At 59.7% G+C, this 14321-nt stretch carries 12 protein-coding genes; 10 read left to right on the forward strand and 2 right to left on the reverse strand.

What is annotated here, in order from left to right:
* Positions 1-31: 31 nt before the first annotated feature.
* Complete coding sequence (locus HU730_RS06925) at positions 32-2140, reverse strand: molybdopterin oxidoreductase family protein (RefSeq protein WP_186526481.1); 2109 nt, start codon at positions 2138-2140, stop codon at positions 32-34.
* A 433-nt stretch (positions 2141-2573) separates the two neighbouring features.
* On the opposite strand from HU730_RS06925, the gene argF reads away from it, so the two are divergent.
* Together argF and HU730_RS06935 are read left to right on the forward strand one after the other, a co-directional pair.
* Positions 2574-3494, forward strand: a complete 921-nt coding sequence (gene argF / locus HU730_RS06930) for an ornithine carbamoyltransferase (RefSeq protein ID WP_034126463.1) — start codon at positions 2574-2576, stop codon at positions 3492-3494.
* A complete protein-coding gene (locus tag HU730_RS06935; RefSeq protein WP_034126462.1) occupies positions 3491-4600 on the forward strand; it encodes an ABC transporter ATP-binding protein in 1110 nt (369 codons plus the stop codon). Before argF ends, HU730_RS06935 begins: the two co-directional genes overlap by 4 nt.
* Positions 4601-4734: 134 nt before the next feature.
* Here HU730_RS06935 and ybaK read toward each other — a convergent pair whose 3' ends face one another.
* Positions 4735-5205, reverse strand: coding sequence for a Cys-tRNA(Pro) deacylase (gene ybaK, locus HU730_RS06940; RefSeq protein ID WP_014717137.1), 471 nt, complete (start codon positions 5203-5205; stop codon positions 4735-4737).
* Between the two features lie 325 nt (positions 5206-5530).
* On the opposite strand from ybaK, the gene HU730_RS06945 reads away from it, so the two are divergent.
* The 8 genes from HU730_RS06945 (at position 5531) to HU730_RS06980 (ending at position 14250) form a co-directional block, all read left to right on the forward strand.
* A complete protein-coding gene (locus HU730_RS06945) occupies positions 5531-6388 on the forward strand; it encodes an MIP/aquaporin family protein (protein WP_014717136.1) in 858 nt (285 codons plus the stop codon).
* A gap of 76 nt (positions 6389-6464) precedes the next feature.
* A complete protein-coding gene (gene glpK, locus HU730_RS06950) occupies positions 6465-7970 on the forward strand; it encodes a glycerol kinase GlpK (protein WP_032893327.1) in 1506 nt (501 codons plus the stop codon).
* Positions 7971-8064: 94 nt separating this feature from the next.
* Positions 8065-8820 (forward strand): DeoR/GlpR family transcriptional regulator, encoded by a 756-nt coding sequence (locus HU730_RS06955; RefSeq protein WP_003188962.1) that lies wholly within the window; start codon positions 8065-8067, stop codon positions 8818-8820.
* Between the two features lie 259 nt (positions 8821-9079).
* Positions 9080-10618 (forward strand): glycerol-3-phosphate dehydrogenase, encoded by a 1539-nt coding sequence (glpD, locus tag HU730_RS06960; RefSeq protein ID WP_186526480.1) that lies wholly within the window; start codon positions 9080-9082, stop codon positions 10616-10618.
* Positions 10619-10980: 362 nt separating this feature from the next.
* Positions 10981-11907 carry a glutamate/aspartate ABC transporter substrate-binding protein gene (locus HU730_RS06965; protein ID WP_003188957.1) on the forward strand — a complete coding sequence of 309 codons (927 nt, stop codon included), beginning with the start codon at positions 10981-10983 and terminating at the stop codon, positions 11905-11907.
* A 194-nt stretch (positions 11908-12101) separates the two neighbouring features.
* The gene (locus HU730_RS06970) at positions 12102-12848 is read left to right on the forward strand and encodes an amino acid ABC transporter permease (RefSeq protein WP_014717132.1); all 747 of its coding nucleotides are present in this window, start codon (positions 12102-12104) and stop codon (positions 12846-12848) included.
* Positions 12848-13519 (forward strand): ABC transporter permease subunit, encoded by a 672-nt coding sequence (locus HU730_RS06975; protein ID WP_003188954.1) that lies wholly within the window; start codon positions 12848-12850, stop codon positions 13517-13519. The genes HU730_RS06970 and HU730_RS06975 overlap by 1 nt, the downstream gene beginning before the upstream one ends.
* On the forward strand, positions 13516-14250 hold the full coding sequence (locus HU730_RS06980; protein WP_007916729.1) for an amino acid ABC transporter ATP-binding protein: 735 nt from the start codon (positions 13516-13518) through the stop codon (positions 14248-14250). The genes HU730_RS06975 and HU730_RS06980 overlap by 4 nt, the downstream gene beginning before the upstream one ends.
* The last annotated feature ends 71 nt before the right edge of the window (positions 14251-14321 follow it).

Below are 14321 nucleotides of genomic sequence, written 5' to 3' on the forward strand. Positions count from 1 at the left end.
CGCATTGTAACGCAAAAATCCAGCAGGATGCTCAGGCCGCCGCCACCTTCACCGGTACGCCGTTGAGCGCCGCATTACCCGACAACTCGTCCAATTGCCGCTCGTCGGTCAAGTCATTGGCACTCGCCCCCGGCTGGCCGCTCGCAATGCTCATCTGCACGCCCGGACGACCGTGGCCCCAGCCGTGAGGCAGGCTGACCACACCCGGCATCATGTCCGTGCTGGCCGCTACTTCCACCTCGACCATACCGATACGCGAACTCACCCGCACCCGCTGGCCATCGCTCAACTGACGGCTAGCCAGATCATCGGGGTGCATCAGCAGTTGATGGCGTGGCTTACCCTTCACCAGCCGGTGATAGTTATGCATCCAGGAATTATTGCTGCGCACATGCCGCCTGCCAATCAATAGCAGTTCGTCGGCCACCGGCACCGGCTGCGCGGCGAAACGCGCCAGGTCTGCCAGGATCACGGCCGGTGCCGCTTGCACCTTGCCATCCGCGGTTTTCAAACGTGCCGCGAGGTTGGGCTTGAGCGGCCCCAGGTCGACCCCATGGGGATGATCCGCCAGCATCGCCACCGACAGTTTATGACTGGATGCGTCACCATAGGCACCCGCACGCAGGCCAAAGTCGATCATCTGTGCCGGTGGCAGGGTGGGCTTGAGCACCGCGCCAGTGTGCGCCGCGAACGCCTTGGCCAAGCCAACGAAGATCTCCCAGTCATGCAATGCACCCTCAGGCTTGGGCAGGATGGCGCGATTGAAGCGTGTGACATTGCGTACCGCGAACAAATTGAAGGTAGTGTCGTAGTGATCGTTTTCCAGCGCCGAGGTGGACGGCAAGATCAGGTCGGCATAACGCGTGGTCTCGTTGATATACAGGTCGATGCTGACCATGAACTCCAACCCGTCCAGGGCTTGTTCCAATTGGCGGCCGTTAGGCGTGGACAGTACCGGGTTGCCGGCCACCGTCACCAGGGCGCGGATCTGCCCATCACCCTCGGTCAGCATTTCTTCGGCCAGCGCCGACACCGGCAGTTCTCCGCCGTACTCCGGGCGCCCGGACACGCGGCTCTGCCAGCGGTTGAAATGGCCGCCGCTGGTGGAGGCCACCAGGTCCACCGCGGGGCTGGTGCAGAGCGCGCCGCCGACACGGTCCAGGTTGCCGGTCACCAGGTTGATCAGTTGCACCAGCCAATGGCACAGCGTGCCAAACGCTTGGGTCGAGACCCCCATGCGGCCATAACAAACGGCCTTGTCAGCGCCGGCGAAGTCCCTGGCCAACTGGCGAATCTGCTCGGCAGGCACCGCACACTGGCGGCTCATGGCCTCGGCATCGAAGCCGGTAATCGCCTTGCGTACATCATCCAGGCCTTGCACCGGCAAATGGCTATCGCGTGTCAGCCCTTCGGAGAACAAAGTGTTGAGCACCCCAAACAACAATGCCGCATCGCCGCCGGGGCGTACGAACACATGCTGGTCCGCGATGGCTGCCGTCTCGCTGCGCCGAGGGTCGACCACCACCACTTTTCCGCCCCGCGCCTGGATGGCCTTGAGGCGTTTCTCCACATCGGGCACGGTCATGATGCTGCCATTGGAAGCCAGCGGGTTGCCGCCGAGAATCAACATGAAGTCGGTCTGGTCGATATCGGGTATGGGCAACAACAGGCCGTGGCCGTACATCAGGTGACTGGTGAGGTGATGAGGCAGTTGGTCTACCGAGGTCGCGGAAAAACGATTGCGCGTCTTCAACAGCCCTAGAAAGTAGTTGCTGTGGGTCATCAACCCATAGTTATGCACGCTTGGGTTGCCCTGATACACCGCCACCGCGTTCTGCCCATGCCGCGTCTGGATACCCGCAAGCCGCTCGGCCACTAGGGCAAAGGCTTCATCCCAGCCAATCGGCTGCCATTCGCTGCCCACCCGCCGCATGGGTTGGTGCAGGCGGTCCGGGTCATTCTGGATGTCCTGTAGGGCCACCGCCTTGGGGCAGATGTGGCCGCGACTGAAACTGTCCAGAGGGTCGCCCTTGATCGAGCTGATCGCCAGGCTACCGTCTTCGGCTTGGGTCGTTTCCAGGGTGAGGCCGCAGATGGCTTCGCACAGGTGGCAGGCACGGTGGTGGAGAGTCTTGGTCATGGCCAGTCTCTTTTATAGGGGCTTTGACTCAACTATGGGCCGCGACCACTTGGCGCGCCAGCAACCTTCGCGTTGTGAATCGACGGGCATAGGCCAGGGCATGGCTAAGCATGAGCAAATGTTTCAGAAACCTTGTCAGCAGGCGCTGAAACCGACGCGACCTGGCCCAAGCCCGCCCCCGCGCATTGCAAAAGGCCTGGACGCCAGTGTACAAATGGCTCGCTGCTGTCAGGAATTCGTCTTCAAACGCGCGCCAGCGCCCTGCTTGAACACCCCTAAAGCCGTAGCCCTATTGGTAAAACGCGACATTTAATGTCAATATCGCGTCTTCCCCTATTTCGTCGCCCCGTGCGGCTTTCGCCGCAGGTCTCGCCCGTTGTCGCAATAAACAAGGCTTTGAGTATCTGCGGTCTGTTGCAAAAGGTAGTTAATGATGAGCGCAAGGCACTTTCTCTCCCTGATGGATTGCACGCCCGAAGAGCTGGTCAGCGTGATCCGTCGAGGCATTGAGCTTAAAGACCTGCGTAACCGCGGTGTACTGTTTGAGCCGTTGAAAAACCGGGTACTCGGGATGATTTTCGAAAAGTCCTCGACCCGCACACGCCTGTCGTTCGAAGCCGGCATGATCCAGTTGGGTGGCCAGGCCATCTTCCTGTCACCGCGCGACACCCAATTGGGCCGTGGTGAGCCGATCAGCGATTGCGCCATCGTGATGTCGCGCATGCTCGATGCCGTGATGATCCGTACCTTCGCCCACAGCACCTTGACCGAATTTGCCGCCAACTCCCGTGTGCCCGTGATCAACGGCCTGTCCGATGACCTGCACCCCTGCCAGTTGCTGGCCGACATGCAAACCTTCCTCGAGCACCGTGGCTCGATCCAAGGCAAGACCGTGGCCTGGATCGGCGATGGCAACAACATGTGCAACAGCTATATAGAAGCGGCGATCCAGTTCGACTTCCACCTGCGCATCGCCTGCCCTGAAGGCTACGAGCCCAGCGCCGAGTTCATGGCCAAGGCCGATGGCCGTGTGCAACTGCTGCGCGATCCGAAAGACGCAGTGGTCGGCGCGCACCTGGTCAGCACCGACGTCTGGACCTCCATGGGCCAGGAAGACGAAACCGCCAAGCGCCTGGCCCAGTTCGCGCCGTTCCAGGTGACCCGTGCGTTGCTCGACCTGGCCGCGCCAGACGTGCTGTTCATGCACTGCCTGCCCGCCCACCGGGGCGAAGAAATCAGCCAGGACCTGCTCGACGATTCGCGCTCAGTCGCGTGGGATCAGGCCGAGAACCGCCTGCATGCGCAAAAAGCCTTGCTCGAATTCCTCGTACCACCGTCGTACCACCACGCATGAGCCAGTCATTACTGCTGAACCTGCGCAATCTGGCATGCGGTTATCAAGACCAGCGCGTCGTGCAGAACCTCAACCTGCACCTCAACGCCGGCGATATCGGTTGCCTGCTCGGCTCTTCAGGGTGTGGCAAGACCACTACCCTGCGCGCGATTGCTGGCTTTGAACCGGTGCATGAAGGCGAAATCAGCCTGGCGGGCGAAGTCATCTCCCGTGCCGGTTTCACCCTCGCCCCGGAAAAACGTCGTATCGGCATGGTGTTCCAGGACTACGCGTTGTTCCCGCACCTGAGCGTGGCTGACAACATCGCCTTTGGCATTCGCAAGCACCCGCAAAAAGAGCGCGTAGTTGCCGAGTTGCTGGAACTGGTCAACTTGAAGAACCTGGGCAAGCGCTTCCCCCATGAGCTTTCCGGTGGTCAGCAACAACGCGTCGCTCTCGCCCGGGCCCTGGCGCCGGAGCCGCAACTGCTGTTGCTGGATGAACCCTTTTCCAACCTCGATGGCGAACTGCGCCGCAAGCTCAGCCATGAAGTGCGCGACATCCTCAAGGCTCGCGGCACCAGCGCGATCCTGGTAACCCATGATCAGGAAGAGGCCTTCGCCGTCAGCGATCACGTCGGGGTCTTCAAGGAAGGCCGCCTTGAGCAGTGGGACACGCCCTACAACCTCTATCACGAACCGCAGACGCCTTACGTCGCCAGTTTCATCGGCCAAGGGTATTTCATCCGTGGTCGGCTGAACTCGCCCGAATCGGTCAGCACTGAACTGGGCGACCTGCGCGGCAACCGTGCCTACACCTTGCCGACCGGCGCTGCGGTGGACGTGCTGCTGCGCCCGGACGATATCGTGTATGCGCCGGACAGCGCGTTGAAAGCCCGGATCGTCGGCAAGACCTTCCTCGGCGCCTCAACGCTGTACCGGTTACAGCTGCCGACCGGCGCTCAGCTGGAGTCGATTTTCCCCAGCCATGCCGATCACCAAGTGGGCGCGGAGGTGGGGATTCGTGTGGCGGCTGAGCATTTGGTGGTGTTCCAGGCATCCGGCAGCACAGCGGCGCAAATTCCTGCTGTTGAGTCAGGCGTGCGCCGCCACAGCGTCGCTCACTGATAAAACCGGGTCGGGATGTAGGAGCTGGCTTGCCTGCGATGCAGACAACTCGGGTTATCTGTTACACCGCGTTGATGCTATCGCAGGCAAGCCAGCTCCCACATTTGATCCTCATAGACTTCAAAGAATGCATATCAGGCCCGCCCGATCGGTGCGAATTTGGCCTGGGTGTGTTCAGCCAACACCGCCGCTGGCAATTCAACTTCCAATCCTCTTCTGCCCGCGCTGACAAAAATCGTTGCAAAGGGTTGCGCCGTTTCATCGATAAACGTGCGCAGCCGCTTCTTCTGACCCAGCGGGCTGATGCCGCCCAACAGATAACCCGTGGAACGCTGCGCCGCTGCCGGGTCAGCCATTTCGACTTTCTTCACACCCGCAGCATGAGCCAGGGCTTTCAAGTCCAGACTTCCGACGACCGGCACAACCGCCACCAACAATTCACCCTTCTCACTGCTCGCCAGCAGCGTCTTGAACACTTGGGCCGGGTCCAGGCTCAATTTTTCCGCGGCCTCCAGCCCATACGAGGCTGCCTTGGGATCATGTTCATAACTATGCACACGATGTTCGGCGCGAACTTTTTTCAACAGGTCCAATGCAGGGGTCATAACGGCTCCGGGCGGGCAAACTGATGGCCAATTCTAGGCCAAGCCTACCTAAAACGCTCTAGCACAGACCTATCACCGCAAAAGCAACGCGCCTTGGCCATGATCATTCACCACACCAATAGTTCGGAAATGACCAATGGTTCACTTTCGACCTTTGACAGCGGTCATTCTTGTCTATATTTTTTCGTTTCCGAATACCGTAGGAATAATCCTCTGGTACTCCGCAGTAAGCCGCGATCCAGGATGGGGATCCTTCTCGTGGTGAATATCGCGCAACTGCCCGTTGAGGCCGTGCGCAAGACAAGAACAACAATTGAGGTTTTCCATGACAACTGCTCTTCAACAGCCTTCACTTTCGAGCCAATGCATGGCCGAATTCCTGGGCACCGCGCTGCTGATCTTCTTCGGTACAGGATGCGTCGCCGCGCTCAAGGTCGCGGGTGCGAGCTTTGGCTTGTGGGAAATCAGTATCATCTGGGGGGTCGGCGTGAGCATGGCGATCTACCTGAGTGCCGGTATTTCCGGGGCTCACCTCAACCCGGCGGTCAGTATCGCCCTGTGCATCTTTGCCGATTTTGAAAAGCGCAAACTGCCCTTCTATATTCTTGCCCAGGTCGCCGGCGCCTTTTGCTCCGCCGCCCTGGTGTACACGCTCTACAGCAATCTGTTTTTCGATTACGAACAAACTCACCACATGGTCCGCGGCTCACAAGCCAGCCTGGAATTGGCGTCGGTGTTCTCCACCTATCCCCATGCGCTGCTGAGCACGGCCCAGGCATTCCTGGTGGAGATGGTCATCACCGCCATCCTGATGGGCGTGATCATGGCTCTGACCGATGATAACAACGGCCTGCCACGCGGCCCCCTGGCCCCCCTGCTGATCGGTTTGCTGATCGCCGTAATCGGCAGCGCCATGGGCCCGTTGACTGGCTTTGCGATGAACCCGGCACGGGATTTCGGTCCCAAGCTGATGACCTTTTTCGCCGGTTGGGGTGAAATGGCCTTTACTGGCGGTCGCGATATTCCTTATTTCCTGGTGCCGATTTTCGCTCCGATTGTCGGCGCATGCCTGGGCGCTGCGGCCTATCGCGGGCTGATTGCTCGCCACCTGCCGAGCGCCGCACCGGCTATCGCTGAAGAAACACCTGACACGGCTGTCAACGGCAAGACTCGTATTTCCTGAAAGCGCCAGCCTGGTCCCCTGCCCTTCGCGGCCCAGGCTGATTTCTGACTTCCTTATTTCGTCCAAGGCAATTGACATGACCGACCTTCAGAATAAGAACTACATCATTGCCCTTGATCAGGGCACCACCAGTTCCCGGGCGATCATCTTCGATCGTGACGCCAACGTGGTGTGTACCGCCCAGCGTGAATTCGTCCAGCACTACCCGCAGGCTGGCTGGGTTGAACATGACCCAATGGAAATCTTCGCCACCCAGAGCGCGGTGATGGTCGAAGCGCTGGCGCAGGCCGGCCTGCACCATGACCAGGTGGCCGCCATCGGTATCACCAACCAGCGTGAAACCACGGTGGTCTGGGACAAGATCACCGGCCGCCCGATCTATAACGCTATTGTCTGGCAGTGCCGCCGCAGTACCGAGATCTGCCAGCAGCTCAAGCGCGACGGCCATGAGCAATACATCAGCGACACCACGGGCCTTGTGACCGACCCATACTTCTCCGGCACCAAGCTCAAGTGGATCCTCGACAACGTCGAAGGCAGTCGCGAACGTGCGCGCAATGGCGAACTGCTGTTCGGCACCGTCGACAGCTGGCTGATCTGGAAATTTACCGGCGGCAAGACCCACGTCACCGACTACACCAACGCGTCGCGCACCATGCTCTTCAACATCCACACCCTGGAGTGGGATGCGAAGATGCTGGAGATTCTCGACATCCCACGGGAAATGCTCCCTGAAGTGAAGTCGTCGTCGGAAATCTATGGCCGTACCAAGAGCGGCATCGCTATCGGTGGCATTGCCGGCGACCAGCAAGCGGCCCTGTTTGGCCAGATGTGCGTGGAAGCGGGCCAGGCCAAGAACACCTACGGCACCGGCTGCTTCCTGCTGATGAACACCGGCGACAAGGCGGTGAAATCCAAGCACGGCATGCTCACCACCATTGCCTGCGGCCCGCGCGGTGAGGTGGCCTATGCCCTGGAAGGCGCGGTCTTCAACGGTGGCTCCACCGTGCAATGGCTACGTGACGAGCTGAAGATCATCAACGATGCCCACGACACCGAATACTTTGCCGGCAAGGTCAAGGACAGCAACGGCGTGTACCTGGTACCGGCCTTCACCGGTCTCGGCGCGCCCTACTGGGACCCGTATGCCCGTGGCGCACTGTTCGGCCTGACCCGTGGCGTACGCGTAGACCACATTATTCGCGCAGCCCTGGAGTCGATTGCCTACCAGACCCGCGACGTCCTCGACGCCATGCAACAGGACTCGGGCGAACGCCTCAAGGCCCTGCGCGTGGACGGCGGCGCGGTTGCCAATAACTTCCTGATGCAATTCCAGGCCGACATCCTCGGCACCCAGGTAGAACGCCCGCAAATGCGTGAGACCACTGCCTTGGGCGCAGCCTACCTGGCCGGCCTGGCGTGTGGCTTCTGGGGCAGCCTGGACGAGTTGCGCGGCAAGGCGGTAATCGAGCGCGAGTTCGAGCCACAGCTGGACGAGGCGGCCAAAGAGAAACTCTACGCCGGCTGGCAAAAAGCTGTGAGCCGCACCCGTGACTGGGAGCCGCACGAAGGCGCCGAATAAGCCAAGCGCTGGCTTACGGCAGGTTGTAACTGGCAGGGAGCGGATTCCTGCGTCATCATGGGCCACTTTTGTATGGCAGCCCAAAGGACGCCCCATGAATCTGCCTCCCCGCCAACAACAAATCCTCGAACTGGTCCGCGAACGCGGGTACGTCAGTATCGAGGAAATGGCGCAGCTATTCGTTGTCACCCCGCAAACCATCCGCCGCGATATCAACCAGCTGGCGGACGCCAACCTGTTGCGCCGCTACCACGGCGGCGCAGCCTATGACTCCAGTGTCGAGAACACCGCGTACGCCATGCGTGCCGACCAGATGCGCGACGAGAAGCAACGCATCGGTGAAGCCATCGCCGCGCAGATTCCCGATCATGCCTCGCTGTTCATCAACATCGGCACCACCACCGAATCCATCGCCCGTGCGCTGCTCAATCACAGCCACCTGAAAATCATCACCAACAACCTCAACGTCGCCACCATGCTCAGTGCCAAGGACGACTTCGATGTGTTGCTCACCGGCGGCAATGTGCGCCGTGACGGTGGTGTGGTGGGCCAGGCCAGTGTCGACTTCATCAACCAGTTCAAGGTCGACTTTGCCCTGGTGGGCATCAGCGGGATCGACGAGGACGGCAGCCTGCTGGACTTCGATTACCAGGAGGTGCGGGTTTCCCAGGCAATCATCGCCAATGCGCGGCAGGTGATCCTGGCGGCGGACTCCAGCAAATTCGGGCGCAATGCCATGATTCGCCTGGGGCCGATCAGCCTGGTGGACTGCCTGGTGACTGACCAGCAGCCGGTGCCGGCGTTGGTGCAAGTGCTGAATGAGCACAAGGTGCGGCTGGAAGTCGTTTAGCGCCTGTTCAGGCGTCATCGCGGGCAAGCCCGACTCCCACAGTTTGAAATGCGATCAAATGTGGGAGCCGGGCTTGCCCGCGATGACGGCCTCACTCACACCCATACATTCACCTTTGTTCATGATTCTTCCTTTCCCCGCCCTTCGATGAGTTTTTTCAATCGAAGTCGGGTGGCTGTGCCCGCAATTATCAGCTACCATTTTCGCAAATGAACATTCATGTTCGAATTCCAAGACGAAAAGATCGCGAGGCCAGCCGATGAACCCTTCCACCTTGCCTGCTCCACCGCTTGCCGAAGTCTATGACGTAGCCGTAATTGGTGGCGGGATCAATGGCGTCGGGATTGCAGCAGACGCAGCCGGTCGCGGTTTGTCGGTATTCCTTTGCGAAAAGGATGACTTGGCCAGCCACACCTCATCGGCCAGCAGCAAGCTGATCCACGGTGGACTGCGTTACCTGGAGCATTACGAATTCCGTCTGGTGCGTGAAGCATTGGCCGAACGCGAAGTACTGCTGGCCAAGGCACCGCACATCGTCAAGCAAATGCGCTTCGTACTGCCGCACCGCCCGCACCTGCGCCCGGCCTGGATGATTCGTGCTGGTCTGTTCCTTTATGACCACTTGGGCAAGCGCGAAAAGCTCGCGGGTTCCAAAAGCCTCAAGTTCGGTGCCGACAGCCCGCTGAAAAGCGAAATCACCAAAGGCTTTGAATACTCCGACTGCTGGGTCGACGACGCCCGTCTGGTGGTACTCAACGCCATGGCTGCCCGCGAGAAAGGCGCGCACATCCACACCCAGACCCGTTGCGTCAGCGCCAAGCGCAGCAACGGCATGTGGGAAATGAACATGGAACGTGCCGACGGCAGCCTGTTCTCGATCCGCGCCCGCGCCTTGGTGAATGCCGCCGGCCCATGGGTGGCCAAATTCATCCGGGACGACCTGAAGCTGGATTCACCGTACGGCATTCGTCTGATCCAGGGCAGCCACCTGATCGTGCCGAGACTGTACGAGGGTGCTCACGCGCATATTCTGCAAAACGAGGACCAACGCATCGTCTTCACCATTCCGTACCTGAACCACTTGACCATCATCGGCACCACCGACCGCGAATACACCGGCGACCCGGCTGCAGTGGCGATCACCGAAGGTGAAACCGACTACATGCTTAAAGTGGTCAACGCGCACTTCAAGAAACAACTGAGCCGTGACGATATCGTCCACACCTACTCCGGCGTGCGCCCACTGTGCAATGACGAGTCGGACAACCCGTCGGCCATTACGCGTGACTACACCCTGTCGCTGTCCGGCGGCACCGGCGAAGCGCCGATCCTGTCGGTGTTCGGTGGCAAGCTGACCACCTATCGCAAACTGGCTGAGTCGGCCATGGCCCAACTGGCGCCGTACTTCACCCAGATGCGCCCAAGCTGGACTGCCACAGCCAGCCTGCCCGGTGGCGAACACATGACTACCCCAGAAGCCCTGGCCGATGCCATCCGCGCCAAGTTCGACTGGGTACCGAGCGAGATCGCCCGTCGCTGGTCCACCACTTACGGCAGCCGCACTTGGCGCTTGCTGGAAGGCGCGCAATCGCTCGCCGATCTGGGTGACCACTTGGGTGGCGGCCTCTATACCCGCGAAGTCGACTACCTGTGCGCCGAAGAGTGGGTAACACAACCGCAGGACGTGCTGTGGCGCCGTACCAAGCTTGGCCTGTTCACCACGCCGCAAGAGCAGGAAAACCTGCAGCGCTACTTGTCCAAGGTCGAGCAGAACCGCAGCAAGATCGAAGCCGCCTGACCGCCCCAGTGTAGGAGCGAGCTTGCTCGCGAAAAACCCGAGAGCGCCGCGTTTATTCAGCATAAACGCGGCGTTTTTGCGTTTTTCGCGAGCAAGCTCGCTCCTACGGACTATTCGGTTTTCCGAACGCACACCTCTGCCCTATTCGGTTTGCCGGACTACCGACCGAAAATACTGCCGACACAAAAAGTTAATTTCCATATAAATCATGAAGTTATCCTTTTGTTTTCGGTATGGCACGACTCATGCTCTACACTCTTCAACGATTGCCTGAGGCGCCTTAGGAGCCGTCACGGGCAGTCGCTTTACAAGAGAGCCGTTCAGCTGGCTTCATAAAAAAAACAAATGTCGAGGAAGTATTGATGCGCATCGTTCCCCATATCCTGGGCGCAGCTATCGCTGCTGCTCTGATCAGCACTCCAGTTTTTGCCGCCGAACTCACCGGCACACTGAAGAAAATCAACGACTCCGGCACCATCACTCTCGCTCACCGCGACAGCTCCATTCCGTTTTCCTACATCGCGGATGGCTCGGGCAAACCCGTGGGCTACTCCCACGACATCCAGTTGGCCGTTGTCGAGCAACTGAAAAAAGACCTGAACAAACCCGACCTCAAAGCCAAGTACAACCTGGTGACCTCGCAAACCCGTATCCCGTTGATCCAGAACGGCACCGCGGATCTGGAGTGCGGCTCCACCACCAACAACACCGAACGCGCCCAGCAAGTTGATTTCACCGTCAACATCTTCGAAATCGGCACCCGCCTGCTGGTCAAGAAAGACAAGGAAGGCAAGCCGTCCTACGCTGACTTTGCCGACCTGAAAGGCAAAAACGTCGTGACCACCGCCGGTACCACGTCCGAGCGCATCATCAAGGCGATGAACGCCGACAAGCAGATGGGCATGAACGTTATCTCCGCCAAAGACCACGGCGAATCCTTCCAGATGCTCGAAAGCGGCCGCGCCGTTGCATTCATGATGGACGACGCCCTGCTGGCCGGTGAAGAAGCCAAGGCCAAGAAGCCGGACGACTGGGTCATTACCGGTACTCCGCAGTCCTTTGAAGCCTACGCTTGCATGGTTCGCAAAGGCGACCCGGACTTCAAGAAAGCCGTGGATGACGCCATTGTCGCCCTGTACAAGTCCGGCGAGATCAACAAGATCTACGCCAAATGGTTCGAAAGCCCGATCCCACCGAAAGGCCTGAACCTTAACTTCCCGATGAGCGACAAGGTCAAGGAGCTGATCGCTAACCCTAGCGACAAACCAGCGCCAGAAGTAAAAATCTGATACCTGACTAAGCTTATGTCCTGAGGGAGCCAACCCTCCCTCAGGCGTCTGTAATTACCTGCTGGTTTTAACTTGGAACACTCGACCTGGCGGTTTTCGAGCCGATCGTGTGTGCCTGGCGTTCAACGTCAGGCGGGAACGGATCTTCCCCAAGCGGGTGCTTGTACATCGATCGATCTCGAGGGGAGACCCTAATGAATTACAACTGGGACTGGGGCGTGTTCTTCAAGTCCACCGGCGTGGGCAGCGAGACTTATCTCGACTGGTACCTCTCCGGGCTGGGCTGGACCATCGCCATCGCTGTCGTGGCATGGATTATCGCCTTGCTGCTGGGCTCCATTCTGGGGGTCATGCGCACTGTGCCAAACCGCCTCGTATCGGGCATCGCGACCTGCTACGTGGAACTGTTTCGTAACGTGCCGCTGCTGGTTCAGCTGTTCATCTGGTACTTCCTGGTACCGGACATGCTGCCGCAGAACCTGCAGGACTGGTACAAACAAGACCTGAACCCGACCACCTCGGCCTACCTGAGCGTCGTGGTGTGCCTGGGCCTGTTCACCGCCGCCCGTGTGTGCGAGCAAGTGCGTACCGGTATCCAGGCGCTGCCACGCGGCCAGGAATCCGCGGCGCGCGCCATGGGCTTCAAGCTGCCGCAGATCTACTGGAACGTGCTGCTGCCCCAGGCTTACCGCATCATCATTCCGCCGCTTACCTCGGAATTCCTCAACGTGTTCAAGAACTCCTCCGTGGCGTCCTTGATCGGCTTGATGGAACTGCTGGCGCAAACCAAACAGACCGCCGAGTTCTCGGCCAACCTGTTTGAAGCCTTCACCCTGGCCACGCTGATCTACTTCACCCTGAACATGAGCCTGATGCTGCTGATGCGCGTGGTCGAGAAGAAAGTCGCGGTGCCCGGCCTGATCTCCGTGGGGGGCAAATAATGGACTTCGATTTCAGCGGCATCATCCCCGCCATTCCAGGCCTGTGGAACGGCATGGTCATGACCTTGAAGCTGATGGTCATGGGCGTGGTCGGCGGCATCATCATCGGGACCATCCTGGCCCTGATGCGCTTGTCGTCCAACAAACTGCTGTCCCGCGTGGCCGGCGCCTACGTGAACTACTTCCGCTCGATCCCCTTGCTGCTGGTGATCACCTGGTTCTACCTGGCGGTGCCGTTCGTGCTGCGCTGGATCACCGGCGAAGACACCCCTATCGGCGCGTTCACCTCCTGCGTCGTGGCGTTCATGATGTTCGAGGCCGCGTACTTCTGCGAAATCGTACGAGCCGGTGTGCAGTCGATTCCCAAGGGCCAGATGGCGGCGGCACAAGCCATGGGCATGACCTACGGCCAGACCATGCGCCTGATCATCCTGCCCCAGGCGTTCCGCAAGATGACGCCGTTGCTGCTGCAACAGTCGATCATCCTGTTCCAGGACACCTCCCTGGTCTACACCGTGGGCCTGGTGGACTTCCTCAACTCCGCCCGCTCCAACGGCGACATCATCGGCCGCTCCAATGAGTTCCTGATCTTCGCCGGTGTCGTCTACTTCATCATCAGCTTTTCCGCCTCGCTGCTGGTCAAGCGTCTGCAAAAAAGGTTTGCCGTATGATCTCTATCAAGAACATCAACAAGTGGTATGGCGACTTCCAGGTGCTGACCGATTGCAGCACCGAGGTTAAAAAAGGCGAAGTGATCGTGGTGTGCGGGCCATCCGGCTCGGGCAAATCCACCCTGATCAAGTGCGTCAACGCACTGGAACCGTTCCAGAAAGGCGACATCGTCGTCGACGGCACCTCCATCGCCGACCCGAAGACCAACCTGCCAAAACTGCGTTCGCGCGTAGGCATGGTGTTCCAGCACTTCGAGCTGTTTCCGCACCTGACCATCACCGAAAACCTGACCATCGCGCAGATCAAGGTATTGGGCCGCAGCAAGGAAGAAGCCACCAAGAAGGGCCTGCAACTGCTCGAACGCGTGGGCTTGTCGGCACACGCCCACAAGCACCCAGGCCAGCTCTCCGGCGGCCAGCAACAACGTGTGGCGATTGCCCGCGCCCTGGCCATGGACCCGATCGTCATGCTGTTCGACGAACCGACCTCGGCGCTGGACCCGGAAATGGTCAACGAAGTGCTCGACGTGATGGTGCAACTGGCCCACGAAGGCATGACCATGATGTGCGTGACCCACGAAATGGGCTTTGCGCGCAAAGTGGCCGACCGCGTGATCTTCATGGATGCCGGCAAGATCATCGAAGACTGCCCGAAAGAAGAGTTCTTCGGCGACATCAGCGCCCGCTCCGAGCGTGCGCAGCACTTCCTCGAGAAAATCCTGCAGCACTAAAAGCAACACCGTTCGTCCTGTAGGAGCCGGGCTTGTGTGGGAGCTGGCTTGCCTGCGATGGCATCGCCTCG

It is taken from the genome of Pseudomonas sp. SWRI22 (assembly GCF_014268395.2).
GTDB lineage: Bacteria > Pseudomonadota > Gammaproteobacteria > Pseudomonadales > Pseudomonadaceae > Aquipseudomonas > Aquipseudomonas paracarnis.

Coding starts and splice junctions, on each gene's coding strand:
- HU730_RS06945 (WP_014717136.1), top strand. CDS start 5,531: ATGACAACTGCTCTTCAACAGCCTTCACTTTCGAGCCAATGCATGGCC.
- HU730_RS06935 (WP_034126462.1), top strand. CDS start 3,491: ATGAGCCAGTCATTACTGCTGAACCTGCGCAATCTGGCATGCGGTTAT.
- HU730_RS06970 (WP_014717132.1), top strand. CDS start 12,102: ATGAATTACAACTGGGACTGGGGCGTGTTCTTCAAGTCCACCGGCGTG.
- HU730_RS06975 (WP_003188954.1), top strand. CDS start 12,848: ATGGACTTCGATTTCAGCGGCATCATCCCCGCCATTCCAGGCCTGTGG.
- ybaK (WP_014717137.1), bottom strand. CDS start 5,205: ATGACCCCTGCATTGGACCTGTTGAAAAAAGTTCGCGCCGAACATCGT.
- HU730_RS06980 (WP_007916729.1), top strand. CDS start 13,516: ATGATCTCTATCAAGAACATCAACAAGTGGTATGGCGACTTCCAGGTG.
- HU730_RS06965 (WP_003188957.1), top strand. CDS start 10,981: ATGCGCATCGTTCCCCATATCCTGGGCGCAGCTATCGCTGCTGCTCTG.
- glpD (WP_186526480.1), top strand. CDS start 9,080: ATGAACCCTTCCACCTTGCCTGCTCCACCGCTTGCCGAAGTCTATGAC.
- HU730_RS06955 (WP_003188962.1), top strand. CDS start 8,065: ATGAATCTGCCTCCCCGCCAACAACAAATCCTCGAACTGGTCCGCGAA.
- glpK (WP_032893327.1), top strand. CDS start 6,465: ATGACCGACCTTCAGAATAAGAACTACATCATTGCCCTTGATCAGGGC.
- argF (WP_034126463.1), top strand. CDS start 2,574: ATGAGCGCAAGGCACTTTCTCTCCCTGATGGATTGCACGCCCGAAGAG.
- HU730_RS06925 (WP_186526481.1), bottom strand. CDS start 2,140: ATGACCAAGACTCTCCACCACCGTGCCTGCCACCTGTGCGAAGCCATC.